The sequence below is a fragment of the Gimesia sp. genome (assembly GCF_048260065.1).
Lineage (GTDB): Bacteria > Planctomycetota > Planctomycetia > Planctomycetales > Planctomycetaceae > Gimesia.
Genome location: NZ_JBLXHC010000015.1, coordinates 128,973 through 154,892 on the forward strand (window position 1 = coordinate 128,973; position 25,920 = coordinate 154,892).

23 protein-coding genes are annotated in these 25,920 nt (G+C 49.9%); 22 read left to right on the plus strand and 1 reads right to left on the minus strand.

Annotated elements, in window-relative coordinates:
- The first annotated feature begins 26 nt into the window (after positions 1-26).
- The 18 genes from ACN0YN_RS24110 (at position 27) to ACN0YN_RS24195 (ending at position 18,502) form a co-directional block, all read left to right on the plus strand.
- Positions 27-440: a flagellar FliJ family protein gene (locus ACN0YN_RS24110; RefSeq protein WP_417387590.1), complete on the plus strand. Its 414-nt coding sequence runs from the start codon at positions 27-29 to the stop codon at positions 438-440.
- Positions 437-1,087 (plus strand): hypothetical protein, encoded by a 651-nt coding sequence (locus ACN0YN_RS24115; protein WP_417387591.1) that lies wholly within the window; start codon positions 437-439, stop codon positions 1,085-1,087. Before ACN0YN_RS24110 ends, ACN0YN_RS24115 begins: the two co-directional genes overlap by 4 nt.
- Positions 1,088-1,460: 373 nt before the next feature.
- Positions 1,461-3,383, plus strand: coding sequence for a flagellar hook-length control protein FliK (locus ACN0YN_RS24120; RefSeq protein ID WP_417387592.1), 1,923 nt, complete (start codon positions 1,461-1,463; stop codon positions 3,381-3,383).
- A 31-nt stretch (positions 3,384-3,414) separates the two neighbouring features.
- Positions 3,415-3,855 (plus strand): flagellar hook assembly protein FlgD, encoded by a 441-nt coding sequence (locus ACN0YN_RS24125; RefSeq protein ID WP_417387593.1) that lies wholly within the window; start codon positions 3,415-3,417, stop codon positions 3,853-3,855.
- Between the two features lie 185 nt (positions 3,856-4,040).
- On the plus strand, positions 4,041-5,732 hold the full coding sequence (locus ACN0YN_RS24130) for a flagellar hook-basal body complex protein (protein WP_417387594.1): 1,692 nt from the start codon (positions 4,041-4,043) through the stop codon (positions 5,730-5,732).
- 63 nt (positions 5,733-5,795) lie between these two features.
- Positions 5,796-5,990 (plus strand): flagellar FlbD family protein, encoded by a 195-nt coding sequence (locus ACN0YN_RS24135; protein WP_417387595.1) that lies wholly within the window; start codon positions 5,796-5,798, stop codon positions 5,988-5,990.
- A gap of 89 nt (positions 5,991-6,079) precedes the next feature.
- On the plus strand, positions 6,080-6,859 hold the full coding sequence (locus tag ACN0YN_RS24140) for a motility protein A (RefSeq protein ID WP_417387596.1): 780 nt from the start codon (positions 6,080-6,082) through the stop codon (positions 6,857-6,859).
- Between the two features lie 84 nt (positions 6,860-6,943).
- Positions 6,944-7,672 (plus strand): OmpA/MotB family protein, encoded by a 729-nt coding sequence (locus ACN0YN_RS24145; protein ID WP_417387597.1) that lies wholly within the window; start codon positions 6,944-6,946, stop codon positions 7,670-7,672.
- 160 nt (positions 7,673-7,832) lie between these two features.
- Entirely contained in the window at positions 7,833-8,387 is a 555-nt protein-coding gene (locus ACN0YN_RS24150) for a hypothetical protein (RefSeq protein WP_417387598.1), read from the plus strand.
- Positions 8,388-8,415: 28 nt separating this feature from the next.
- Positions 8,416-9,084 carry a flagellar motor switch protein FliN gene (fliN, locus tag ACN0YN_RS24155; RefSeq protein ID WP_417387599.1) on the plus strand — a complete coding sequence of 223 codons (669 nt, stop codon included), beginning with the start codon at positions 8,416-8,418 and terminating at the stop codon, positions 9,082-9,084.
- Positions 9,085-9,143: 59 nt separating this feature from the next.
- Complete coding sequence (locus tag ACN0YN_RS24160) at positions 9,144-10,043, plus strand: FliO/MopB family protein (RefSeq protein WP_417387600.1); 900 nt, start codon at positions 9,144-9,146, stop codon at positions 10,041-10,043.
- A gap of 34 nt (positions 10,044-10,077) precedes the next feature.
- Positions 10,078-10,998, plus strand: a complete 921-nt coding sequence (gene fliP, locus ACN0YN_RS24165) for a flagellar type III secretion system pore protein FliP (RefSeq protein WP_417387601.1) — start codon at positions 10,078-10,080, stop codon at positions 10,996-10,998.
- 51 nt (positions 10,999-11,049) lie between these two features.
- On the plus strand, positions 11,050-11,316 hold the full coding sequence (gene fliQ / locus ACN0YN_RS24170) for a flagellar biosynthesis protein FliQ (protein ID WP_002649040.1): 267 nt from the start codon (positions 11,050-11,052) through the stop codon (positions 11,314-11,316).
- 38 nt (positions 11,317-11,354) lie between these two features.
- Positions 11,355-12,344 carry a flagellar biosynthetic protein FliR gene (locus ACN0YN_RS24175; RefSeq protein WP_417387602.1) on the plus strand — a complete coding sequence of 330 codons (990 nt, stop codon included), beginning with the start codon at positions 11,355-11,357 and terminating at the stop codon, positions 12,342-12,344.
- 22 nt (positions 12,345-12,366) lie between these two features.
- Positions 12,367-13,446: a flagellar biosynthesis protein FlhB gene (gene flhB, locus ACN0YN_RS24180; RefSeq protein WP_417387603.1), complete on the plus strand. Its 1,080-nt coding sequence runs from the start codon at positions 12,367-12,369 to the stop codon at positions 13,444-13,446.
- Between the two features lie 212 nt (positions 13,447-13,658).
- On the plus strand, positions 13,659-14,999 hold the full coding sequence (locus tag ACN0YN_RS24185; RefSeq protein ID WP_417387604.1) for a PP2C family protein-serine/threonine phosphatase: 1,341 nt from the start codon (positions 13,659-13,661) through the stop codon (positions 14,997-14,999).
- Positions 15,000-15,151: 152 nt separating this feature from the next.
- Positions 15,152-16,714, plus strand: a complete 1,563-nt coding sequence (locus ACN0YN_RS24190; protein WP_417387605.1) for a sensor histidine kinase — start codon at positions 15,152-15,154, stop codon at positions 16,712-16,714.
- A 390-nt stretch (positions 16,715-17,104) separates the two neighbouring features.
- Positions 17,105-18,502 (plus strand): sigma-54-dependent transcriptional regulator, encoded by a 1,398-nt coding sequence (locus ACN0YN_RS24195; RefSeq protein WP_417387606.1) that lies wholly within the window; start codon positions 17,105-17,107, stop codon positions 18,500-18,502.
- A 129-nt stretch (positions 18,503-18,631) separates the two neighbouring features.
- Here the strand turns inward: ACN0YN_RS24195 and lexA are convergent, their stop codons facing one another.
- Positions 18,632-19,234 carry a transcriptional repressor LexA gene (gene lexA, locus ACN0YN_RS24200; protein ID WP_002649781.1) on the minus strand — a complete coding sequence of 201 codons (603 nt, stop codon included), beginning with the start codon at positions 19,232-19,234 and terminating at the stop codon, positions 18,632-18,634.
- Between the two features lie 668 nt (positions 19,235-19,902).
- Between lexA and ACN0YN_RS24205 the strand changes: the two genes are divergently transcribed.
- From ACN0YN_RS24205 to ACN0YN_RS24220, 4 genes are all read left to right on the plus strand, one after another.
- Entirely contained in the window at positions 19,903-20,955 is a 1,053-nt protein-coding gene (locus ACN0YN_RS24205) for a DUF1559 domain-containing protein (protein WP_417387607.1), read from the plus strand.
- On the plus strand, positions 20,952-21,812 hold the full coding sequence (locus ACN0YN_RS24210) for a DUF1583 domain-containing protein (RefSeq protein ID WP_417387608.1): 861 nt from the start codon (positions 20,952-20,954) through the stop codon (positions 21,810-21,812). The genes ACN0YN_RS24205 and ACN0YN_RS24210 overlap by 4 nt, the downstream gene beginning before the upstream one ends.
- A 164-nt stretch (positions 21,813-21,976) precedes the next feature.
- Entirely contained in the window at positions 21,977-24,205 is a 2,229-nt protein-coding gene (locus tag ACN0YN_RS24215; protein ID WP_417387609.1) for an alpha/beta hydrolase family protein, read from the plus strand.
- A gap of 138 nt (positions 24,206-24,343) precedes the next feature.
- Positions 24,344-25,918, plus strand: coding sequence for a hypothetical protein (locus ACN0YN_RS24220; RefSeq protein ID WP_417387610.1), 1,575 nt, complete (start codon positions 24,344-24,346; stop codon positions 25,916-25,918).
- The last annotated feature ends 2 nt before the right edge of the window (positions 25,919-25,920 follow it).

Here is a 25,920-nt window from a genome sequence, read left to right on the forward strand (position 1 = left end):
ATTTTCAATTTGAATCAGTGCTCAAAATGCGACGGCATAAACGCAGTATGTGTCGTCAGCTGCTGGGGGAGATGCTCCAGGCAGATCAGCGACTGATTGATCAGGCCGAGCAGTTGAAACAGCATCGCACAGAACAGTTACAGGAGATTCGAGCCCGTCAGTCTGAGGGACTGGTCGATATCGACGGGACAACCAGTTTGCGGTATTACGCGGGTCAGTTACAGGCACAGATTCAGTCGGTTATTGCCAGCCGGAACGTCATCGGAAAACAGATTGCTCTTTGCAGACAGACCCTCGCCAAAGCCGAGCAGGAAGTCAAAGCGATGGAAAAACTGTCTGATAAATACCGCGACGCATTCCTGTATGCACAAAACCAGAAAGAGATGATTGAGCTGGAAGAAACCTGGTCGGCAACACAGCAGACGGGAGGTTATCAATGATTCGTCCTCTGATTGTGATTATCAGTGTGTTTTGTGTGGCGACGATCATCTCGGAAATTTTGGGGCTCAGCTTTTTATGGTTTCGCGGGAATTTGAATGCGGATTCCATCAAAGATATCCGCATGATTGTAACGGGACAGTCACTGGATGATGTGGAATTAGTTGAGGAAGAAACCAGTTTGCCTTCACGTGACGAAGTCGCAGAAACACGGGCGATGCGGATTCTGGAATTAGCTTCGCGCGAAGATGAAATTGAGATGCTGAAGAGTTCGATTACGGAATCCTCGGATATTCTCAAAAAAGAGCGTCTCGTCTTTGAGCAGGCCAAAAAGAACTTCGAAGAAGAATTAAAAACTCTGAAAGAACAGAGTCAAAGCATCGCGACAAAGAAAACCCAGTCGGTGCTGGTTGCGTTACCTTCGGGAGATGCGGTTCAGTATCTCATGCAGCTGTCCATAGAAGAAAATATTGAACTGATCAAAGGGATGGACGGCAAGTTCATCGCCAAGCTTCTCAAGGAATTCCTGGTCGCCCCTGATCCGCTGGTCATTAAACGGGGGAAAGAAATTTTCAAAGAGATTTCTCAGGATGAACCGTTTCGCAGCTTCGCTGACGGTGCCTTAGACAAATTGTCCCAGAACAATTGAGGGCCCACCGCTGACTCTCTACGGTGACAGCCGCAGTTCTCGCTCGGGTCGTAACTGACCAGGCTTCAGCTCTCATCAACCCCGTTTTCAATTGAGATGGGGGAGGATCGCGTTCCAGCAGCGAATCTCTTCATCCAGGAAACCCGGTCTGCATGGATCTGGAGACGCTCCGTGATCACGGGACTCCGTCTAATGTGACTTTTCGCTAAAATTGATTTATTTTGTGTATTCTTACGTGATGTCCGGGTGATGATTCTGACGAATAAGATAGTGGTGAAACAGTCAATTCCCGATGTGGATACCACTGCGCGGTTCCCAGGTGACCTGCAGGGAGGCTGTCCTCGGTACTTAACCCTCTGGAAGGTAATGAGAAATGTCAGATTCTCACAAGTTTTCTCTGCTGGATCTACAATCGCTGGATCTCAGTAAATATGCAAAGCAGAAACTTGATCTGAATCAGGGAGCAACCCGTAATCCCGACTCAACTTATCGCAGACAGTTAAGTGAGTCCCTTGCCAGAAAACAGTCGGGAAATTCCGTTGATCAAAAACCGGAAGTCGATACCCGAACACGGGATTTGAATTCAAAACGTACACCGGCAGAAAAAACGAGTCCTGAACCACAGGCTCCCACTCCGAGCCAGAAGTCTACGGAATCAGCAGACAGCCTGCAGCGCGATGATTCGAAGAATGACGCGACTGAAGGACAGAATCAGACGGACGTTGTCAGCAGCGATGTAGAAAAAACGGACGTTTCCAGTGAGCCCGTTTCAGACAGCGACACCAGTCAGGCAGAAAACGGATCAGACTCAATCAACCCACTGGCTGCCGAAGTACAACAGCCTGTCAAACAGAAAGAGTCGGTTTATTCACTGTTCAACGATTCCGCCGTCAGTGATTCCAGTCAGCAGTCACTTCAGGAAGTGACTGCAACTGATGGGGAAATTCAACCTCCCGCCAGTTTTCAGTTTTCGGAAAATCAGACGCTGGTCAAACTTCCGACCGAAGTGACGGAAACAAACCCGGAAGGTGCTTACCCGATTCCAGAAGGACTGGCCGCTTTACTGAAGAATCAGAGTGAAGCCGTTTCTTCTACCGAATCGACTTCCATCGAAACGCCGAGTGAACTTGTTCCGGCGGATCAGCAGCAGAATCAGGCAGCAGAAGCGCTCACTGCACAGGCAACCGGTGATTCTGTAGAAGAGTCCGTTTCCCCGCTGCAGTCGTTGGGGCTCCCGGAGATCAAAATCACAGAGGAATTGAAGCAGGCGATTGAAGAATTCAAGGCGAAAAACTCCGATGACGCAAACGGGGAGACAGCAGATTCGGAAGTCGATATTCAGGCAATCATCCAACAGCGATATCTGAATTCGGATAATGAAAATCAGTCCGATTCCTCTACGGACGAAAATAATCAGGGGGCACCATCGGCAGAGAATACTACGGTAGAAGAAGTATCTCGAACGGTGATTGAACAGTTGCAGCAGCCTGTGGAAGCCACTCCCGATACAAAGACTGAAGTCGTAGACGAAAAAGCAGATGCGAAAACTGAGTCCGTTGAGGGTGCGACCGATGATGTCACATTTAATCCGGCACATCCGCTATTGAAAACTGCCTCCGATTCTGCGAATCCCCTGCTAACTGAGACAGCCAAAGCTACTCCGCAGGGTCACGAAACGACTGCCAGCCAGCAGACCGATCAATCCAGTCTCCAGGCGATCAACGGCAACCAGGCTACGCCGGTAACAAATGAAGTCGCTCCTGCGGCACCCGCGGGACCGGTGATTGATGTCAAACAGGTCGATCAGCTGGTCGAGCGTATTTCTACCGCCGTCAAACAATCGCATTCTACCGGACAGCAATTGAAAATTCGTTTGAGTCCTCCCGAACTGGGGACTTTACAGATTGAGGTCTCGTTGAAAAATGGTGAATACACGGCCAAGCTGGAAGTACAGAACCGTCACGCTCAAAAAGTAATTAACGATAATATTGCCCAGTTAAAAGAAGCATTAACCAAAACGGGAGTCTCGCTGGATCGTATTGACGTACACATCAATACGGATGCCAGTGAAGACCAGCGTTCCTCGCATTCAGGGACGCAGTCAAACTCAGGAAATGATTTTAATTCTCAGCAATTCTCAGAGAGCCAGCAGGACAGCGAACAACGCTCGGGTGACCAGTCATTTGTCGATGAGGCTGTGAAGCAGGATGAACCTGCAGAACAGGATCGTCCGCAGGTCGTTCGTTCGCAGGGGATTGTGACAGAGAATGTCGAAGAAATAGACGTCCAGATTTAAATCCATTATTCAGGGATGAAGGAGTGCCATTATGGCCGTTGATGGAGTTGGTGGAAGCAGCAGTACAGGCGGTACGACAGAGGTCAATGTTGTTGATCCGGATAAAGTTGGCTTCAATGGTTTAACCGCCGAATCATTTATGAAACTCCTGATTACCGAATTGCAAAACCAGGACCCGACTGAACCCCTGGGGAACGAAGAGTTGCTGGGACAGATTTCCAGCATGCGGGAACTGCAGTCGAATATTGAGTTATCAGATACCCTGAAAGAAATCACGACAGGACAGTCGCTGACACAGGCTGCTGCTTTGATTGGAAAAGAAGTCGAAGGACAGGATGGTGAGCAAAACCCGGTTGCGGGGATTGTGGACCGGGCATTTGTCCGTGATGGAAAGTCGTATGTCGGCATCGGGGCCTTTGAATTACCGGTGTCCGCCATCAGTAGTGTGCAGGAAGCTGCAAGTGTAGAGTAATTATGTGTTTACGGTTATTGAGTTGTGAGTCGCCACTCTGTTACGGAGTCATTCTTAAAAAAAATCGTATGAATTGTTTCCGTTTAGACGATATTCAGAACAGGGGGCAGCTCCAGCAGGACTGAAGCTGCGCTCTGGAACCAATGGATTAGGTTTTACCTGGTTGATTCAACCGAGGAGTAGTCATGGGATTGACATCTGCATTAAATACATCGTTGGGTGGTTTAACACTGAATGAAACCAGTATCGATGTACTGGGTAACAATATTGCCAACGCAGGTACGAACGGCTTTAAAGCTTCCAACGTGCTGTTCACCACTCAGCTGGCCCGTACCTTAAGTGTGGGTTCCCGCCCGACGACCAGTAATGGTGGTACCAACCCCCGTCAGGTCGGTCTGGGGGCGTTGAGTGCTTCAATCCGCAAAGACTTTACACAGGGAAGTGTGACCAACAGTACCAGTCCTTCCGACCTCGCGATCCAGGGGGATGGTTTTTTTATTCTCGATGGACCGGACGGCCAGGTTTTCTCTCGTAATGGTAACTTCGAGTTGAACAGCCAGAGCCTGCTGACCAACCAGAGCGGTTTTAAAGTTCAGGGATACGGCGTCGACGAAGACTTTAATCTGGTTACCACGACTTTGACGGACATTGAAATTCCCCTGGGGGATTTGAACGTCGCTCAGGCCACACAGAACGTGCAGATTGGTGGTGCCTTGTTGCCAACGGGGGTCATCGGAACGCAGGGATCAGTACTGACAACAGCTAACCTGACGGATGCAGGAAATGCAAACGCTGCCATTACCGGGACGACACTGTTGACCGATGTCGAAGCGACCATTGGAACGCCTTTGTTTACTGTGGGTGAAACACTGGAATTTACACCCAACAAGGGAGGTCGTTCACTCGATCCAATGACACTGCTGGTGACTGCCACCACGACAGCAGCCGACTTTGCCGACTTTCTGGATCGGACACTGGGCATTCAGAATGGTAACGGTATACCGAATGATGCAACGACGGGAACGCAGCCTGGGGTTACCATTACGGGAACGGGTGGATTTCAAATCGTCGGTAATACAGGCACGGTGAATGACATCGCTGTCACAATTGGTAACATCACTTCCAATGGGGCAACGGTTTCTCTGCCATTTACCAAGTCGCAAACCTCCAACGGTGAAAGTGCCATCACTGACTTCGTCATTTTTGACTCACTAGGTGAGCCTGTGACGATGAAGATGACCAGTGTGCTGGAATCGCAATCGTCTAACAATACGGTTTTCCGTTACTTCCTGGAAAGTGCTGATGATAACGATGGAGACGTCGCCGTCTCTAACGGAACCATTACCTTTGACAGTAACGGTAATGTGACCAACTATACGCCTAATACATTTGGAATCAGTCGCGTTAATACGGCTGCCGATGAAATGGACGTGACACTCGATCTGTCAAATATTTCCGGTATTTCTTCAGCGAGTGCCGGTAGTACATTGAAACTGACTCTGCAGGATGGTTCCGATCCGGGAACGCTGTCCAGCTTCGTGATCGACGAAACCGGGATTATCAACGGGGTTTTTGATAACGGTATTATTCGTACTCTGGGACAGGTGACCCTGGCTCGCTTCGCGAACCCCCAGGGGTTACTGGAATCCGGTAACTCGACATTTCAGGAAGGGGTCAGTTCAGGACCTCCGTTCCTGGTGACGCCGGGTAACTTCGGAGCGGGAACGATTCGTGCCGGTTCGATTGAATTATCAAATACCGATGTCGGTCGTAACCTGGTTGACCTGATCGTCGCGTCCACGAACTATCGTGGTAACGCGCGGGTGATCAGTTCTGTGCAGCAGCTGGTGGATGAACTGCTGGTCCTGGGACGATAGTGAGACTCGCATGAAGTTTCATGAGCGCAGGACGGAAATCGTTTTGCCAGGGAGGTTGGCGATATGATCAAATTGACCCGGTTGAATGGTGAAGAGTTCGTCGTCAATGCGGCATTGATTCAATGCATTGAAAGTCGTCCCGATACCTTTATTACGCTGACATCAGATGATCGACTGATTGTCCGCGAAAGTGTTGAAGAAGTGGTGAAACGTTCGATTGCTTATTCGCGGGCGATTCGTCTGGTCCCCGGTTTATAACCTCGAAACGCGGCTGGTGAGCGCCATCAGGCAGTGTGATTTGAATTTACAGTGGCTGACAGGCCACGATCTCAGGAACGTTGGCAGAAATGGATAAGGCAACCGCTGGTGGATTAATATCAGGGATCATTCTGCTGCTGCTGGCGATTGCGATTGCGCCCGGTTCCAGTTTTGCTGCATTCATTGATATTCCGTCTGCTGCCGTGGTTGTCGGGGGAGCGATCGCCGCCTGCTTCATCGCGTTTCCCGGTGCAGCGATGATGCTGTTCCCCAAGGTGCTCAAGAAAGTCTTCTTCCCCAAACAGCAGGAACTGGCTCCCGTCATTACTCAAATCGTGGAGTTCGCAGAGATTGCCCGCCGCGATGGGATTCTTGCATTAGAAGCCAAAACCGAAGAAATCGAGGACCCGTTTATTCTCCTGGGGGTCCAGATGGCCGTGGATGGTACCGATGTGGAACTCATGGAACAGATCCTGCGAACGGAAATGGAAGCGGTTGCCGGCAGGCATAAAAACGGAAAATCGCTGATGGATACAGTCGGGCGTTATGCCCCGGCGTTTGGGATGATCGGGACGCTGATGGGGCTGATCATCATGTTGGGGAACATGGATGACCCTGAGGCGATCGGCCCGGGTATGGCGGTGGCGTTGATTACCACATTGTACGGCGCGCTGGTGTCGAACCTGTTCTTTCTTCCGTTTGCCGATAAGCTGGCATTTTACAGCAAGCAGGAGTTTCAGGTCCGTGAAGTGATCATCAAAGGTCTGATTGCCATCCAGGAAGGTGACAATCCGCGCGTGATCGAACAGAAACTGAATACCTTTTTACCACAGGATCAGCGGGTGGGCAAAGACAGTCAGGCAGCCTGATTCTGTCGAATATTCCCGGATTCCCATTTCATTCCAGCATCGTATTGTTCTTGAAATTCATAGACCACAAAGGAGTGTTCTCAGATGGCGATGCCGGAAGAAGATGGACCTCCTGGCGTTCCGGAATGGGTGGTCACCTATGGTGATATGATGTCATTATTGCTGACATTCTTCATCATGCTCGTGTCGATGAGTGAAATCCGGAACGACGAAGGTAGCGTTCGCGCCATGCTGGATTCGTTGCGCGAACGGTTTGGTACCCATCAGGGGACGGCTGCGGTCCCCGGGAAATCTCTGGATCCCACCAGTAACCAGAGTAAGCCTGCTTCAAAAGGCTCCAGCTCTGACGGCGGTACCAAAACGGGAAAAGAAAAATCCAGCGGCGGAGGCGGTCCGAATAAAACCGTCGAACGTATTAATACAGGTACTGAAGTGACTCTGGGGGGAGCAGCCTGTTTCGAGAGGTTCTCGGCGGAACTGACTCCGGAAATAAAACGAAAACTCGACATCATCGCCGAAATTCTTTTACCAACGCCCAATCGGCTGATCGTCCGTGGACATGCCTCACCAGAACCTTTGCCAAAAGACTCAAAGTTCCTGGATTCACAGGAGTTGTCTTTTTATCGGGCGAAGAATGTCGCGGAGTACCTGGAGGCCAAGGGGATTGAACCCGAAAGACTGATTGTCAGTTCAGTGGGTGATGCCGAGCCCAGGACCATCACGCGGAACCCCGAAGAGCAATACTTAAATCGTCGGGTTGACGTATTTTTAATTGATGCGTATATAGTCTCTCCTAAGACAGGCAATCGTTAGACTTGGACGATTGATTTGACCTGATCGAGCGTTTTTCAGATTCACTCGGTTATATTTCGCTAAGCCTGTAACCAACACATCCGCCTGGAGCGGAGCGTATTTAAAAGACGATGGATTTGTCTTTGCGCGATCAGGATGCGAGAGTTCAAGGAGGAGACTCGTGGCAACAGACACCGAAACGCAAGAGCCTGGTGTCGAAACGGAGGCGGTTGCTTCAACTGAAGGAACATCCCAGGGGCAATCGAAAGGTAAACTGCTGAAGATTGGAGGCTTGTTACTCCTGGTCATCTTCCTGCAGATCGGCATTTCCTACTGGCTGCTGACTCCACCGGCTCAACCCGCTGAACTGGCAGAAGATTCCCTTTCGAAGGGAAGTGAAAATCTGCAGGTAACCACCGCCGAAGTGACGGTTGATAACTTCAGCGTGACCAATAATATCGCTGAACCGGGCGCGACGATTCATGTCACATTCAATCTGGTGGCACTGGTCGAGCAGGGAGCAGCTGCTGATTTTGACTCTTTAATCAAAGAGCAGAGTAAAGCGCGCGTTAAGCAGGCCGTCATTGAGGTTGTGCGAAAGTCAAGCCTGAGTGACCTGAATGACCCGCAGCTGAGTACGGTGAAACGCATGATGAAAGAGTCCATTAACAAGGTTCTCAAGAAAAGTTATGTCATCGAAACTGTGATCAGCGAATATCGCACTATGACACAATAATGCTTGAACAGCATAACAGGATGGTAATGTGGCTGAAGAGAATGACGATCTTCTGGATCCCTCTGAAATTGAAAAACTGCTGAATTCTCAGGGTCAGGGTGCGCCTGCGGATCCACCTCCTGCCGGGGGAGAATCGGATAGTCTTCTCGATCCAGCTGATATTGAAAAATTACTACAGGGGGCTGCAGATGCCGGCAGCAGTTCAGGGAAAGTCGTCAACAACGACGATATCGATGCTCTGTTTAATCAGCATTCTTCTGCCGCAGACGACCAGTCGGGAATGCCGTTTTCTACGCGCGAAGAGACCGAAGCCTTATTAAATCAGGCGGAAGCGAATCTGGCTGCTGCCATTTCACCGAATCTGGGTCCTGGAAACGGGATTCCGCATGATCTGGGGGGAACAAAAGCGTTTGAGTTCCCCAATTTTGAGTCAATGGCCAGTAATCCGGAAGAAGCGATGAAACTGTCATCGCTGCAGAATGTCGAGCTGGACCTGTGTATTGAGTTAGGCAGAACAGAACTGCTGATTGAAGAAGTTTTAAAAATGAAAGAGGGGGTCGTGGTGCCCCTGGACAAACTGGCGGGCGATCCGGTTGATATTCTGGTGAATGGTCGGATCATCGCACGAGGGGAAGTGCTGGTTCTGAACGATAATTTCTGCGTCCGTGTCGCAGAGATCATTTCTCCGGAGCTGTAACAGCCTGCTGGAAAACGATGCCCGTGTGTATCGAAAAGTCTGACGACGTAAAGGATGCGATGAATCCTCTTTGTAAACTATTACTGCTGGCATTGCTGTGTTCTCTGATTGGTACGCACCCCGTACATTCAGCGGATAATCCTGTCTTTACGCAGCCCTCGGAATTTCGCAACCAGGGTAATTCTACAGGGCAGTTCCAGCAAAAATACCAGCAGCCAGTCAGAAGCGGAATACCACGACCAGCAGCTCAAACAGGCCGCACGAATCTGGTATCGGATTCGAAAGCAGTCAACAATGCGAGGACTCAAACATTGACTCAGCGGAGCGGCGCTGATGTGCGGAAATCCGAGTCCAATCCCATCACTCCCCTGGAGCGTCCGAAGCAGACCGCTACGGGATCTGCAGGTCAACCTGTCAGTAAACGGGCTCCCTCCATCTGGGGGACTTTCGGTGCGTTACTGGTTGTGATTTCGATCATTCTGGTAGGGGCAAAGTTATTCAAGAAACATCATCCGCTCGGATCAGCGGGCCTGCCTCGTGAAGTAATGGAAGTGCTGGGTAAGAAGCCACTTGATGCCCGGCAGACGATTCACTTCGTGCGGTGTGGTTCCCGGATTCTGATTCTGGGTTCTTCTCCTGCGGGACTGGAAATGCTCAGTGAAGTGGTTGACCCGGTTGAAGTCGACCTGATCACGGGCATGTGTCGGGAAGGTGCTGAGTCGGCTCGATCGGCGAATTCATTTCTTAACCTGTTCCAGAGCGTGCAGAAAAAAGAGGAGCCACGTTTCAGACGATCTGAACCGGAATCGCATCACGACTCGGAGGAGCCAGAACCGGTTCGACGTACAGAGCAGGAGCCTTTTGCAGATTACGACTCAGCTGTGAGTCGTTTACAGCAGAAACTGTTGCATTCACCTCGCCAGTCCCTGAATGAGCGTGCGGAGTCAGATCATGCATAGCCGGGGGGGCGTTCCAGAACGAATCACAGCGAAGATGACTGAATCAGCAGTACGATTTCTGCTGGTCATGCTGTGGCTGGGTTTCGCTGCGCAGGGAGTTCAGGCACAGCCGCCTGCTTCGAATCAGGCCTTATCCAATCAGGGAGTCACCAGTCAGAACCCGACTCAAACGCCGGTTCAACCAGTATTCATGCCTCAAGATAACCAGCAGGGAGGGGCAGGCGTACCTCAGATGCTGGATGTCGAACAGATGACATCACCTCAGGGACTGAATTCTACCTTGAAGCTGTTTCTGCTGCTGACGGTGTTGAGCCTGGCACCTTCGATTCTGATCATGACGACGAGTTTTATTCGTTTTGTGATCGTGTTCGGGTTACTGCGACAGGCACTGGGCACCCAGCAGCTGCCTCCCAACCAGGTACTGACAAGTTTAAGTCTGTTTCTGACAATCATGGTCATGGCGCCGATCTGGGAAAAAGCCTATGAAGAAGGCATTGTGCCTTACACGAATCAGACGCAACAGTCACCGGTGTCACTCGAAGTGGCCTTTCAGAAAACGGTCGCGCCTCTGCGGAAATTCATGAGCGATCAGATTGAGTTAACCGGCAACAGCGATACGGTCTGGATGTTTCTGGATTATCAGCAGCCTCTGCCAGGTTCTCCCGGAGCGGACACCTATCAGGCTCCCAAGGATTATGACGAAGTACCGCTGACGGTTTTGTTGCCCGCATATATGTTGAGCGAAGTGAAGACGGCGTTTCTGATCGGTTTTCAGCTGTATCTGCCTTTTATTGTGATCGATATGGTGATCAGTTCCATTCTCATCAGTATGGGGATGATGATGCTGCCTCCTGTTTTGATTTCTTTACCCTTTAAAATTCTGTTGTTTGTGTTGATTGATGGCTGGTTACTGACGGTTGGAATGTTACTGGAAAGCATCAGGGCCGTCGGTTGATTTCGGGCGCTCAGATTGCGCCCGGATCTTACTTAATTTCAGGTAAATGTTATGGATACATCCACTGTTCTCGATCTGGGACGTGAAGGATTGCTGATCATGCTGGAGGTCAGCGGCCCGGTCATGCTGACGGCTGTGGTGGTCGGTCTGGTGATCAGCATCGGACAGGCCGTCACGCAGATTCAGGATCAGACCATCAGCTTCGTTCCTAAAATCATCATGATGGTACTGGCGATCCTGTATACGCTCCCCTGGATTACTTCATTGATGGTGGAATACAGTACAAATCTGATTACCAATATTCCCACACGTCTTTAACTGCCGGTTTTGAATGAACCTGAGAAACTGCGAGCCCCGTGAGCGAACTTCTCGATCAATATGTGATGAATCCGATCCTGCAGCTGGCTCCGGGACAGCTGTTGCAGTGGGCGATGCTGCAGTTTTATGCGTTTACACTGGTTCTTGTACGGATCAGCGGACTGATGATTATTGGACCTGTATTCGGGCAGCCGATTTTTCCCACGAATATCCGAATTCTGCTGATTCTGAGTCTCTCGCTGCTCATTACCCCCACCTTGCATGACCAGACGACCGTCGGGTTTTATCAACTGGACATCAACCAGGATCAGCGGCTCAGTCAGGATGAAGTTCCAGAACATCTACAGGACCGGTTTGAAGATCTGATTATTACTGCAGGTCGCCAGGCAACTCGAGAACTGACGGTCAACGATTACCGGTTTGTGACGCGGATGCCGAATTCCCTGCTGGATTATGCCTGGTCCGTTCTGGGGGAATTGACGTTGGGTTTTTCGCTGGGGCTGGGGGTTTATATCATTCTGCTCAGTCTGCAGATGGCAGGTCAGATGATCGATCAGCAGGCCGGGATGGCGCTCGGCGAAGTCTTCAATCCCGGCTTCGATATGAATGCTTCGCTCAGCGGACAGTATCTGTATTTTATCGGGATCACTGTCTTCCTGCTGATGGAACCGGTGAATGGTCATCTGTTAATGCTGTCGTCCCTGATTGATACGTTTCAGGTCTTTCCGGTCGGGGAAGGAATCGTCTCCACGAATACACTGGATCTGCTCCAGAATCTGATGCATCAGTCTCTGGTGCTCTCAATCAAGGTCGCCGCGCCGCTGCTGGCAATCAGTGCCTTAATCTCGATTTCCATGGGTTATCTCGGGCATACGGTTCCCCAGATCAATGTGCTGGTGATCGGTTTTCCGATTCGAGCGATGATCAGTCTGATCGTACTGGTATTCACCCTGTCGGGCGCCGCGGACATTGTTGTGGAATCCATTCCCTCTGCCATTGATCAGTTAAGCCGCAGTGCTGTTTTATAAATTGAATTGAAAACGTTTCGTTATGGCTGAGAACGATACCGGAGAAAAAACAGAGCAACCCACAGATCGCCGGCGCAATGAGGCCCGCGAGAAGGGGAACATTGCGAAAAGTACCGACCTGAATGCCGCCGGTATGATGCTGGCAACGGCGGCTGTTCTATATTTCTTTGCCGTCAGTCTCAGTAGCGAAATGAAAAACTTCATGGAAGTTTCACTGACGACTCCTGTCTGGCTGCAGGTCGATCCCCCTTTGCTCATCGAACGTTGTGAAGCCATTATTAAACTGTTCCTGGAAGGGACGGTTGTGATGATGGTGGTGCTGTTTGTCGCCGCTGTCTTCCTGAATATCGTCCAGGTGGGATTCATGATGACCCCGGATGTGCTCCAGCTCAAGTGGGAGCGGCTGAATCCGATTGAGGGGGCCAAGCGGATTATTTCGATCCGCGGACTGGTCAAGCTGGGAGTAAGTCTCGGCAAAATCTGTCTGCTGGTGCTGATTGCAGTCTGGTTCAGCTACCTGGTATTTCCCAGTTTTCTGGGATTAATGGGCGCACCTCCCGAAACGATTCTACGAGACATTTTTAATTCCACCATCGAACTGGGACTGCTGCTGGCACTTGCGCTGATCATTTTGGGCGGTCTGGATTATGCCTTTCAGAAGTGGAAGCATGAAAAAGACCTGATGATGAGTAAGCAGGAAATCCGTGAAGAGATGAAATCGATGGATGGAGATCCCCTGATTCGACAACGCCGTCGGGAAGCGCATCGCAAGCTGGCGATGTCGCAGGAAATCTCCAAAGTCGCGACAGCAGATGTCGTGATTACTAACCCGACACATATTTCGATTGCGATCAAATATGATCCGGAATCAATGCCGGCACCGGTGGTGGTGGCGAAAGGGGCAGGGGAGATCGCATTTCAGATTCGTAAGATTGCCAACGAACACGGAATTCCCATTATCGAGCGGAAAGCTCTGGCTCGTCAGATGTACCGTGATGTCAAGACCGGTCAGGAGATTCCCTTTGAGTTATATGAGGTCTTCGTCGAAATCATGGCCTACGTTTACAGTCTGACAGGGAAAACCATGCCGGGGCAACGTTAATTAGTCTGCGAATGAGCTGCGACAATTTGTCGGCGTGTTCTGCCGGCAAATGAGCTTTCAATGGTTCAGGTGGCAGTAGAGGATCATTACTTTTCAGCAACAAAAACGGGTTTTCCAGCAGTATACACTGGTGTTTACGTTTAATACTCACCAAGATATTGAAGTGGAAGCAGGTACTGGATTTACGTTACTGAAGTTTGTGAGGTGGTTGAATGCGTTGGGAACATCCGGTTCAGTTCGCATCGCAGAGTGATGTTGGCTTTCGGCGCAGGAATAACGAAGACTCCATTTCGGTTCGAATCTGCAAAGATCAGGAAAGCTGGCGCGACCACGGTCATTTCTTTCTGGTTGCCGATGGTATGGGAGGCCATGCCGTAGGTGAGCTGGCAAGTAAGATTGCCTCCGAAACAGTTCCCCATACCTTCTTCAAGAATAAGCCGGGACCTGTTTCGAAATCATTGAAATCAGCGATTGAAGTGGCGAACCAGGTGATCAATGAGCGGGGGATGGCCAATCGTGAATTCATGCGTATGGGAACAACCTGTAGTTCTTTATGCCTCTGCCCGGAAGGCGCTGTCATCGGTCATGTCGGGGACAGCCGCGTTTACCGTGTGCGTGAAAACCGAATCGATCAACTGACGTTTGATCACAGCCTGCAATGGGAACTGATTCGGCAGGGACGGATGAAACCAGAAGAGGTTTACATGAATGAACCTCGCAATGTCATCACACGCTCGCTGGGACCGGAACCGGTTGTCAAAGTTGACATTGAAGGACCCTACACAGTCCTGGAAGGGGATCGTTACATCTTATGCAGTGACGGTTTGACCTGTCATCTCAAAGATGAAGAGATCGGCATGATCGCCAGATACCTGGAGCCCGGTGATGCCTGTCGCCTGATGATCAATCTGGCGAACTTACGTGGCGGTTCAGATAACATCTCGGTGATTGTTGTGCGAGTGGGTGAGTTGCCCGATGTGAATCTGCCTCAGGAAAAAGCGCCGGAAGAAGAGCCGGAACTGGAACTCGAACGCGATTATGGTGAATGGTTGTGGCTGGCTGGTGTCTGGGTGGCCTCTCTGATGGTAGCGGCCGGAATTATCATGTGGATTCTGACCCGGTTTGACCGGGGCGAGTTTCTGACTTTTGGGGGCATGTCGCTGCTGGTGATGCTGCTGGTCCGCAAGGTTTTTGCACAACGGGAATCCAGTAAACGGGAAGAGTATCTGGATAAAAGCAAAACGATCGAGTGGAAACCTTACCGGTCTGAAAAGCTGAAGTTCAATACGGATTTTCTGCAGTATCTGACTACCATGGAGTCCGAATTACAACGGGCCGCGATGGAAGAGGAGTGGACGATCGAATGGTCCGAACACAATAAGATCTATTACGATGCCAAAGAAGAGCTGGAACAGAAGAAATACCTGCATGCCTTTCGCGATTTTTCCCGAGCCATCGATATCCTGATGACAGGCCTGCATTCTTACCGCAAAGAAATGGTGCATCAGGCACGCTGGAAAAAAGGTCCGCCGTCCGCTTCTCAGGAAGAATAACTGTTCGGCTGATGGTCCCGAAGCCTGCAGAAATGACAGGCTTTTGTACACTCCCGGATCTTTGTAATTTTAACATTGGATTCTTGCCGGGTTTCCGATATGATCCGTCCCTTATTCAGGGAATCTGAAGGACTTGTGACACGGAGGTCAGTGTGTTCTTTACTCAAACAATCAGGCGCAAGCTGGGACTGGGGCTGGGGATTATCTTCTTCATGCTCATTCTACTGGCCTATGGTGCGGTATCCGGTTTACTGTCTTACCACAATACGGTATATGAGTTTAAGAATTCTCTGGATAACCTGCCTGACCGTGACCGCCTGATCGTTTCTGTGGTCGCGCTCAATGAGCCCCTGCAGAGAATTCGTCATTCCAAACCGGCAGCCAGCGCACACTATCAGCAGGAGTTTGATAAACAACTGCAGGAAGTACGCATGGAAATTCAGGGCTTTCTGCAAAAAGTGGATCGGTTACCTGCGGATCCAGCCTTCAAAAGGTGGAAAGGATTTGTTGAATCCCAGTTAAGCGAATACAGTGCCTGTGTGGCGATTCTGAATAAACTGGAGTTGATGAAGGTCCAGTTGGAAACCCCCCAGCAACGTCTGGAAGTGGCCGAACAGATGATTCTGGAAGTAGCCCACCTGGAAACGCTGATTCTGGAAGTACGTGATGTTCCCTCTGGTACGAAAGCAGTGCTGGCCCGTGCTTCTTCGGTTTATCGTTCCCGCTTTAATCTGGTCACGGTAACCTGTGTGGTCGTGTTCATCGCATTTGGCTGTCTGATCTGGTATGGCTATCGCACCGTTCTTGCACCGATTCAGGCGTTACATGAGGGGGCACGCATCGTGGCCCAGGGACATTATGACCACCATTTTGAAATCAAATCTGACGATGAAATGGCAGAGCTCGCGGAAGCATTCAACAAAATGACGATGCGGTTCAAAGAGAAACGGGACGAACTGAATCATAAAGTGGACGAGCGGAGTAAACAGCTGGTACGCTCAGAGCGTCTGGCAGGAATCGGTGTGCTGGCAGCTGGTGTGGCACATGAAATCAATAATCCGCTCTCTGCCATTTCGATGGCATCAGAATCATTGCAGGGGCGGCTGGTTGACTTGAAACCGCATTGTAATGATGGGGATTATGAAGTCGTCGAACAGTATCTGAGCCTGATTCAGCGGGAATCGATGCGTTGCCGCGAGATTACCTCAAAACTGCTTGATTTTTCCCGAGGTCAGAATTCGGTTCGCAGTCAGAACGATCTCGTCGGTGTCATCAATGAAGTCTGCTCGATGGTCAATCTGATCAAAAGGCTCAAAGGCAGAAACATCCATTTTACTGTTCATAATCCCTGTAACGCTGAATTTAACCCTGCTGAAATCAAGCAGGTGGTTCTCAATATCATGACCAATGCCCTGGAATCGATGGAAGTCGGCGGGAATCTGGAGATTGAGGTCCATGAACACGTCGATTCCGTGACCCTGATTTTCCGGGATGACGGACGGGGGATGACCCAGGAAGTCAAAGAGAGCCTGTTTGACCCCTTCTTCACACAAAGGGCCGATGGAACAGGGACTGGACTGGGGATGTCGATCACACACCGGATTGTGAAAGATCATGGTGGCGAGATTGAAGTGGAAAGCGCCGGTCCCGGACTGGGGAGTACAATTTTTGTTGAACTGCCCAAAAAGTCTAAGCTGCAAAATGCTGCTGCTTAATGGTTTAGGTATGTTTGTGACTCTTGGATTTTCTGTGATTCTCCGATTGCCACGATTTTCAAAATCTGATATTACACGTCTCTCCCCACAAATGATTCACATAAAGTTAACGATACAGGAGAAAATGGATGTTCTCTGTACTGCAGGCAAGTCTCAGTATTTCCCTTCCTGATTTGACACAGTTTGTGCAGAGAAAGGTCCTGTATGGAGTCCCGGTTCCGGGGCTGCCACTTTGAGTATCGAAACTGGAGAACAGGATGAGTCAGTTCCTTGCGAGCCGGCTTTCTCCAGAGCCTTTCCCAATATCCTTCCTGAATACCATTCGGTTATGAAATTTGTTAAATGGCTTTCTCTTTGACAGGATGTCGGAGCAGGAAGAAGGAGCACAACTTGAGTAATTCGGTCAATAAATTACGGGTCCTGTTTGTCGACGACGAAGCGGCAATTCGGGAAGTCATGCGAATTGAACTGCCACGTATGGGACATGATGTCACCATTTGTGAAGATGGTCAGTCGGCATTAACTGCATTGGATAAAATCACATTTGATGCAGCGATTGTTGATTTACGCATGCCTGGCTTGAGTGGCTGGGATGTCGTCGATCACATTAATAAAGTCTCCCCCGAGACCGAAGTGATCATCAGCACCGGGCATGGCAGTATCGACGAAGCCATCCAGGCGATCCGACGCGGTGCCTACGATTTTCTGCCGAAACCATGCAAACTGATCGATATTGCCACCGTATTACAGAAAGTGGCTGATAAACGGTCTCTGCAAAACAAGAATTATGCCCTGGAATCCCGCCTGAAAAGTGTGGAAGGGCCCTGCCAGATTGTCGGCGAAACTCCCCCGATGATGCGGGTAAAAAAGCTGATCGAAAAGATTGCTCCCACCGATTCCACCGCGTTGATTCTCGGAGAAACGGGAACCGGTAAAGAACTGGTCGCACGCAGAGTTCATGACTTGAGCGCGCGAGCTTCGATGCCTTTTGTACCTGTTAACTGCGGTGCTCTGCCGGAAAACCTGGTGGAAAGCGAACTGTTTGGTCATCGTAAAGGGGCCTTTACCGGTGCCGATACACCACGCAAGGGACTGATCGAAATTGCCAATGGCGGTACACTCTTCCTGGACGAACTGGGAGAACTGGACAAGACCATGCAGGTGAAACTGCTGCGTTTCCTGGAATCAGGTGAAGTCCGTCGTGTCGGTGACAGTGAAACATTTCATGTCGATGTGCGGATTGTCTGTGCGACGAACCGTGACTTGAAGGATATGGTGACGGAAGGCACATTCCGCGAGGATCTTTATTTCCGTGTGAATACGTTTGAAATCAATCTGCCTCCTCTGCGGGAACGCAAAGGGGATATTCCGGAAATCTCACGGGTTCTGTTGAAACGGCATCTGAAAAAGGATTCTATTCCCCAGGATATTCTCTCGCAGGAGACGATTGAAATCCTGCAGGAATATGACTGGAAAGGCAATGTTCGGGAACTGGCCAATGCTCTGGAACATGCCGTGATTCTATGGGATGGTGTCCAGATTCAGCCCGGTGATTTGCCATCGAATCTGAGCCGGCACTCTTCGATTCCGATGTCTTCTGGTTCTACTGCTGTCAACTGGACCGAGGGCATGGAAGGGAAGACACTGCGGGACATCGAAATGGAAGTGATTTACCATGTGCTCGATAAGCACGATGGTGATAAACCCAAATGTGCGGCTGAGTTGGGAATCGCGTTGAAAACGCTGTATAACAAACTGAATCAGTATCAGACCCGGGCCGCCGGTTAAAAACGGACAGCCACTCCTGATTCTTAAACATAAAAAAATGCTCTGGCAGAAGCTGCCAGAGCATTAATTTTTTAATCAGTCAGAAAATGATCTCATCTGCTTCCGCTGAATCAGCGAGACCAGATTGATCTAATATTTGCGAATGACGCCTGTTACCACTCCGAGGATGTCAACATTCTTGGAATAGATGGGCTGCATGCTCGAGTTCGCTGGTTCAAGGCGAATGCGATCGCCTTCGGAATAGTAGCGTTTTAAAGTTGCTTCCTGACCGTCTACCAGCGCGACAACGATGTCGCCTTCTTTACAGGTGTTCTGCTTGTGAACGATGACATAGTCTCCATCGGCGATCTGATCTTCAATCATGGAAACGCCTTTGACTTTCAGGCAGAACTGATCATCGGGATCGAAGAGAGAGCCGAAGTCAATGTGTTCGTCATCCTGGACAGCCAGAACAGGGCTTCCTGCGGCAATCTGACCAGCCAGTGGAAGACGTGTGCGTTTCTGTGAGTGATCACACAGCTGAATCGCACGTGACATGTGGGATTCGCGGGTAATCAGCCCTTTCTTTTCGAGGGCTTTCAGATGGCACATCACGCCATTGGGAGAGCGAATGCCAAAATTAGCACCGATTTCCCGGACGGTTGGGCCGTAGCCGCGGTTAATGATCTTGTCTTTCAGAAAATCATAAATTTCCTGCTGTCGCTGTGTAAGGTTTGCTTTGGTGCCTGCCATAACAAAGTACCCCATTTCTTAAAAGTAGTGTGAACAAATCATAGATCCTGAAACAATCAGGAAGAAAAAAATATCTGATCCCAAAATTGAATTGTCTTGGGATCACTCAAAAAATGCGGAATCAGAAAAGAAGGGTTGAGGGTGTCTTCTTGTGATAATCACATAGATTTCTGATTTTTGCATGTGCCCCTTATTCTAGTATACTATCGTCTACACGGCAAGCATGGCGATTAAAAACATGCTTGATTTATTAAAGTCTCAACTCGTGATTGATTTTAAATGACTGGTTGCCATGAAATATAAGATTAAAAAATACAAGGGGTTGCAATTGGTTAAACTTGTTTATTAAGTCTGAGATGTTTTTCTGAATATTTGTTTGAATGTTCATAAGAAGTTACTGTAACACTCTAGGTAGGTTTCCTGTTTTAAAAAGTGGTTTGAAATACCAATTATCAAAAAATCAGTGAATTTGAGTATTAAATGCGCGTATATCTACGAAATATGCGCGTTTATCTATGAAAGCCTGCTCAAGATGGACTTCAGTAGTTAGTTGTATAGTGAGCAGCATTTCTTAATGCAGAAAACTGAGAAATTTCAGAGAATTTAATGTAAAAATTATCGAGGTGGGTCAGAGGTTGTCTGAATGGGGCGACTTTGGAGGATTGAAAATGCATCATACTGAGCAGAAAAACAGGAAAGTAGAACAGCCGATCCGCCGAGGATTCACTCTGATTGAACTGCTGGTATCGATCACAATTATCAGTCTGCTGATTGCGTTGCTGCTACCCGCGGTGCAAGCGGTTCGGGAGTCAGCCCGGAAAATGCAGTGCGCCAATAATCTGCATCAGATTGGCATCGCTTTACATGCTTACCATGAATCGCATGATGTGCTCCCGTTTGGAGTGGGTGATGATCAGGATGGGCCGATCTCCTCTCTGGGAACCCTGGCGGATCGTCGCTATTCTGCACACGCGATGTTACTGCCTTATCTGGATCAGGCTGTGGTCTATAATCAGTTGAACTTCAATGTGGCTCCCTTTCATCCATTTGTAAATGCGGCGAATGACGACCAGGCCGAGCTGGAAACGCGGTTTGACGAAGTCATCAACGGACCAGCAGCTCAGGCCAGACTCAATGTTTTTATCTGCCCTACTGATCTGGATCGCCTGAAGAGTCGCTGGGGGCCCAATAACTATCGATCCTGTAACGGAAGTTCCTGGTCGGGCAGGGCGGGGAACGGGATGTTCGGGCAGAACAGCAGCGTCCGCATGCGGGATGTCAAAGATGGCCTTTCGCAGACTGCGATGTTCAGCGAGCATGTCAAAGGGAGTTGGGATGATACCGTCATCGATCCCCTGTCCGATTTATATAACCTGCAGGGGGTCTGGACTGAAAGTCAATTTTCTGACGCTTGCGGAGGATTGACGCCGCAGTCTGCCGGGGCCTACCAGTATGATGTGGAATCAGGACAGACCTGGCTGGAAGGAAATATGAACTGGACCCGCTACAATCACGTGCGAACACCCAACCGGACCAGCTGTAAGAACGGATTTACCTGGGATGGGGTGATCCTGAATGCATCCAGCTGGCATCGACAGGGGGTGAATGTGTTGATGGGAGATGGGAATGTCAAGTTCGTCAATGAAAACATCAATAGCGAGATCTGGCAGGCACTGGGAACGATTTCCGGTGAAGAACCTGTGACAGGGGCAGAACTATGAAGTCTCCATTCCGTACTGCGGTGATACATGGGGGGATCGCCTGCCTGCTTTTGTTGATGACCGGTCCGGTCCAGGCAGAGCAGGGAGGACGTGAGTTGAAATTCAGTTTTCTGGGGGAACAGTTTGATAATGAGCAACTGGTTCCACTGGGGAGAGGCATGCTCAGATTGATCAAACCGCGCAGGGATGGTCTCTCCTTGAATCTGCCGGCCGGGTATCAGGTCTCTTCAGTCGGCATCAGCCCCCGGTTTCAGATCAGCGGTGATTTTGAAATCACTGCTTCGTACGAAGTGCCTGCCTGGAAAAATCCGGAGTCAGGTTACGGGTTGGGGCCGAGCCTCTATTTAAGGATGCATGACGCAGAGGAATCGGCTGCGATGATTGCGCGACTGTTACGACCGGGTAACAAGCAGGTTTTCAGTAGCAGTGTGTCGACGACCCTGGAAGGCAAACGAACATTTGACGTGAAGCTGGAAGAGGCCAAACAGAACTCAGGAAAACTGAAACTGATTCGCACCGGGAGCCAGTTGAAGTTTCTGGTCGCTGATGGGCCCGATGCCGAGTTTCGCGAACTGCGGGAGGTGGAACTGGGAACTGCCGATGTCGATCTGTTGAGACTGGGGGCGCAACAGAGTGATTTGAAGACTCCCGTTCAGGTGTTATGGAAAGAGTTGTCGATTACCGCAGAAGCGTTTCCCAATCATCCTGACACGCTGGCGTTGGGGGAACGCCAGCATGTTCCCACCTATCAGACTGCGCCACAACCTCATTCCCTGTCACTGATCTGGAGTCTGGTTGCGGGGATCGTGTTGCTATGTATTCTGCTTGCCGTCTACCTGATCCGAAAAAGAGCCTGAAGCACGCCTGTTCCCCTGAAGCGGGGACGCTGCACGGCAGTAAAAAAACACGCTCGGGCTGGCAACGATCAAGTAATTCCGGTTAGACTGAATAGACAAAATTCAATCTGGATTCCAGCTGGAATTACCTCTCGGATCGCATCATAGAAGAAAGCAGGGCAACGATGATTCAGAATGACGACCAGTTTTCCATGGACCGCAGAACAGCTTTGCAGAATATCGGAATGGCTTTACTCTCCGCAGGAGTCATTGGTTCTCCCATGGGACTGGAAGCCGTTCTGGCAGCGGACGAAGACCCGGCATTCAAAGACAGCCGGCTGGGCGCATTGAAAGATCTGAATGGTTACTTTCCTTTTACTCCTGCCGAGTCGCCTGAAGCCTGGGAAAAGCGGGCTGAATATGTCAGACGACAGATCCAGGTGGCCGCCGGAGTCTGGCCGGAACCTGAGAATACGAAAATCAATGCGACCATCCATGGGAAAGTTGATCGGGATGAATACACCGTAGAGAAAGTCTTTTTTGAGAGTTCTCCGGGGCTGTATGTGACCGGCAACCTGTATCGTCCAAAAGGGAAATCGGGACCGTTCCCAATGGTGCTCTCACCTCATGGACATTTCGCAGAAGGCCGGTTCTATGACAGTGGAGCGCAGAAAGTACAGGCTGATATTAAAGCAGGCGCTGAAAAACATGAAGTCGGCGGACGTTATCCCTTACAGGCACGCTGCGTCGAACTGGCACGCATGGGCTGCATGGTCTTTCATTATGACATGCTGGGATACGCTGACGGATTCTGTCTGAGCTATGATCTGATCCATCGCTTTGCAAAACAGCGACCTGAGATGTCGAGTCAGAAGAACTGGGGCTTGTTCAGCGCGCAATCAGAACTGCGGCTGATCAGTGCACTGGGATTACAGACTTTGAACTCGATTCGTGCCCTGGACTGGGTCTGCTCACTGCCGGAAGTCGATCAGAAACGGATCGGGATTACCGGAGCCAGTGGGGGAGGGACACAGACATTTATTCTGGCCGCCATCGATCAGCGTATTACCGCAGCGTTTCCCGCAGTGATGGTTTCGACAGCCATGCAGGGGGGCTGTACCTGTGAGAACGCGACTTATCTGCGCGTCGATACGGGAAATATCGAATTTGCAGCATTGGTGGCACCCCGTCCGCTGGGCATGACGGCTGCCGATGACTGGACGAAAGAAATCGAAAGCAAAGGACTACCGGAGCTAAAACAGCATTTCAAAATGCTGGGAGTGCCTGAGAATGTGATCGGGAAATATTATCCGTTCCCACATAATTATAATTATGTCAGTCGGGCAATGATGTATGAGTTCTTCAATCAGCATTTTCAGCTGGGACTGACTTCACCCATCGTCGAAGCGGATTTCAAACCGCTTTCCCGGGAAGAATTAACCGTCTGGAGCAAAGAATACCCGGCGCCTCCGGGAGATGAAGAGTCAGAAATCAAGATATTGCATACGCTGGCGAAGAACAATGCGGAGCAGATTGGAAGATTGACGCCACGCGATCAGAAGAGTCTGGAAGAATACCGCCGGGTTGTCGGCGGAGCAATTGAAGTGATGATCGGTCGATCGCTGCCTGGCAAAGATGATCTGGAACCGGAGCAGCTATCTGAAGAATCCAAATCAGGTTATCGTCAGTATCATACTTTGATTAAAAACAAGCGGTATGGAGAAGTGACTCCTACTCTGTTCTTTCTGCCCGATCAGTGGAACCAGAAAGTGGTGATCTGGCTGGATGACCAGGGCAAAGCAGGTCTGTTGAAAGCGGATGGCAGCCTCAAATCCCCCATTCAGAAACTGGTTGATTCCGGGACTGCTGTTGCGGGCCTTGATGTGTTATATCAGGGGGAATTCAATCGACTGCAGGAAGCGCCCACTTCAATGCCTGTCGTTAAGAATCCCCGGGAATTTCTCGGGTACACACTGGGCTATAATCATCCTGTCTTCTCGAAGCAGGTGCATGACATTCTGAATGTGCTTGCCTTTTCCAGGCATCACGATAGTCAGCCGCAATCAATCGCACTGGCTGGATTTGGATTTTCGGGAGTGCTGGCAGCAGCAGCCTGTGCACATTCTTCCGATATCGTTAAGAAGCTGGCGGTTGATACGGGCGGATTTCACTTTGCGGAAATCACCAATATTCGTGATCTGCGTTTGTGGCCTGGTGCCGTCAAGTACGGGGATGTCGAAGGCTTGCTGTCTCTCTGCCAGCCGGCGTCTCTCTGGCTTGCGGGAAAATCAAGTTCGATTCCTGAGTTGATTCAGGCGACCTACAATGCCGCTGGCCAGTTAAATCGGGTGGCTTTGTATCACGAAAAGGGAGATCGGGAATCCACTGCCGCCAGCTGGCTCTTGCAGGAATAATATTCAGGAGTTGCCTCAGGATGTAAAAAACAGAAATTATTGATGCATTCCTGTTGGATCTGTTTATACTGTTGTGGAATATGTGTTCTGATGTCTCGTTAGAGCACTTCTGGCTAAATCCTTTCCAGGGAGTCTCCCATGTTTGCTCGCAACTTCTCTCAATCAGAGTCGGTTTCACGCCGTTTGACTGACCCGTTTTTTCTGCTGTTAAGCTGTGTCTGTTGTGTACTGCTGATGGTGGCTGCGCCGGCATCCAGTCTGGCTGCAGAACCACTGCCCTTGAAGTACAAGTGGGAAAAAGGCCAGCAATATGCGTATCAAGTGAAGATTGAAGTCAGTATGGAGAACTTCGAAGAGACATTGAGTGGTGTTGAGCAGTACGATGTGACAGCCGCCGATGACAATTCTTTCTCCCTGCGTTGCTCCGGAAATTTGAATTCGGTAACAAAAAGTAAAAGCCGGCGACCGTTTTTGCCACCGATGCGAATGCATCGTCATCGGAGTCCTTTCGCCGGGCTGTCGGGTAGTATTGCCGGTGCTTTCGAACAACATACGCTTGAACTGAACCGTTATGGTGAAGTCGATACGGTCAAAGGGTCGTCACTGCTGCCTTACCTGCTCGGCCACCTTTCGCAGATCAACCTGATACCGCTTTCTCCGAAGGGAGAGCGTACCTGGTCTGAGTCGGAGAAGAGCAGTATCTCTGTCATCTCTTCATCAAATCGAATTTCCTCACCATTGCGAGGTCCTGATATTGAAAAGACGATGGGAGCGAAAAAAACAGCGGAATATAAAATCACGGGGCAGGAAGGGGACCTGGTTACAATCGAAGCCAGCTATTCCTATCGCACGGTATCGACGATTGACGACAGTGGCCCGGAAGTCGAGCTGACGGGGAACGGTACCATTCTGTTTGATCAGAAACAGGGTTGTGTGAAGGAACTGTCTCTCAGTTATAAACTGATTCAGCGTTCGGAAAACAGCACACAGAAAATCCCGATTACGCTTGCCTCTACTTTGTTGAATGCAGAAGAACTGGCTAAACTGCAGGCAGACCAGAAAGCAGCAATGGCAAAGCATGCTGCTGAGAAGAAAAAACGTGAGGAAGCAGCCCGGTTTGAGATTCCGGAAAATATTGACGAGGAAATGAAATCGATCCTGACCGATCTGGGAACGAATAATGTTCTCAAACGCAAAGCAGCATTGCAGAAGTTAAGTCAGGCAAAGCCGAAGCAGGAGAATCGGGAAATCTCCGGGATCCTGATCGGCATCCTGGAAAGTAAAGATATCACTGTCGTACAGGATGCTTCACGTGCACTTGCTGTCTGGTCAACCAAAGAAGATATCCCTGAGATGATCAGCGTTTTAAAAGAAGTGAATATCCTGGGGCAGGAAAGCGTTATGGAAGCAATTCTGAAACATGAGACCCCAGAAGGAGTAACGGCAGTGGCCGAACTTCTGAAAGAGCCGATCAAAGCCCATAATGCTTCCAAGAAGTTGATTGAGTATGGAAGTGGTGCGGAAGATGCTGTATTGGAACAGATGGATCCGGATCAGTTTGTTGTGCTGGTCAATGTCTTTCGAGTACTGAAAGAGATCGGCACAGAGAAGAGCCTCAAGAAAATTGAAGAAGTCAATCGTACTACTACGAATAACAATTTCCGTTTCCAGGCGGCATCTACCGTGAAAGCGATTGAAGCGAGGGTGAACTGAGT

Excerpts from the sequence above, each read along its gene's own strand:
- ACN0YN_RS24110 (WP_417387590.1), top strand. The coding sequence starts at position 27 with ATGCGACGGCATAAACGCAGTATGTGTCGTCAGCTGCTGGGGGAGATG.
- ACN0YN_RS24115 (WP_417387591.1), top strand. The coding sequence starts at position 437 with ATGATTCGTCCTCTGATTGTGATTATCAGTGTGTTTTGTGTGGCGACG.
- ACN0YN_RS24120 (WP_417387592.1), top strand. The coding sequence starts at position 1,461 with ATGTCAGATTCTCACAAGTTTTCTCTGCTGGATCTACAATCGCTGGAT.
- ACN0YN_RS24125 (WP_417387593.1), top strand. The coding sequence starts at position 3,415 with ATGGCCGTTGATGGAGTTGGTGGAAGCAGCAGTACAGGCGGTACGACA.
- ACN0YN_RS24130 (WP_417387594.1), top strand. The coding sequence starts at position 4,041 with ATGGGATTGACATCTGCATTAAATACATCGTTGGGTGGTTTAACACTG.
- ACN0YN_RS24135 (WP_417387595.1), top strand. The coding sequence starts at position 5,796 with ATGATCAAATTGACCCGGTTGAATGGTGAAGAGTTCGTCGTCAATGCG.
- ACN0YN_RS24140 (WP_417387596.1), top strand. The coding sequence starts at position 6,080 with ATGGATAAGGCAACCGCTGGTGGATTAATATCAGGGATCATTCTGCTG.
- ACN0YN_RS24145 (WP_417387597.1), top strand. The coding sequence starts at position 6,944 with ATGGCGATGCCGGAAGAAGATGGACCTCCTGGCGTTCCGGAATGGGTG.
- ACN0YN_RS24160 (WP_417387600.1), top strand. The coding sequence starts at position 9,144 with ATGAATCCTCTTTGTAAACTATTACTGCTGGCATTGCTGTGTTCTCTG.
- fliP (WP_417387601.1), top strand. The coding sequence starts at position 10,078 with ATGACTGAATCAGCAGTACGATTTCTGCTGGTCATGCTGTGGCTGGGT.
- fliQ (WP_002649040.1), top strand. The coding sequence starts at position 11,050 with ATGGATACATCCACTGTTCTCGATCTGGGACGTGAAGGATTGCTGATC.
- flhB (WP_417387603.1), top strand. The coding sequence starts at position 12,367 with ATGGCTGAGAACGATACCGGAGAAAAAACAGAGCAACCCACAGATCGC.
- ACN0YN_RS24185 (WP_417387604.1), top strand. The coding sequence starts at position 13,659 with ATGCGTTGGGAACATCCGGTTCAGTTCGCATCGCAGAGTGATGTTGGC.
- lexA (WP_002649781.1), bottom strand. The coding sequence starts at position 19,234 with ATGGCAGGCACCAAAGCAAACCTTACACAGCGACAGCAGGAAATTTAT.
- ACN0YN_RS24205 (WP_417387607.1), top strand. The coding sequence starts at position 19,903 with ATGCATCATACTGAGCAGAAAAACAGGAAAGTAGAACAGCCGATCCGC.
- ACN0YN_RS24210 (WP_417387608.1), top strand. The coding sequence starts at position 20,952 with ATGAAGTCTCCATTCCGTACTGCGGTGATACATGGGGGGATCGCCTGC.
- ACN0YN_RS24215 (WP_417387609.1), top strand. The coding sequence starts at position 21,977 with ATGATTCAGAATGACGACCAGTTTTCCATGGACCGCAGAACAGCTTTG.
- ACN0YN_RS24220 (WP_417387610.1), top strand. The coding sequence starts at position 24,344 with ATGTTTGCTCGCAACTTCTCTCAATCAGAGTCGGTTTCACGCCGTTTG.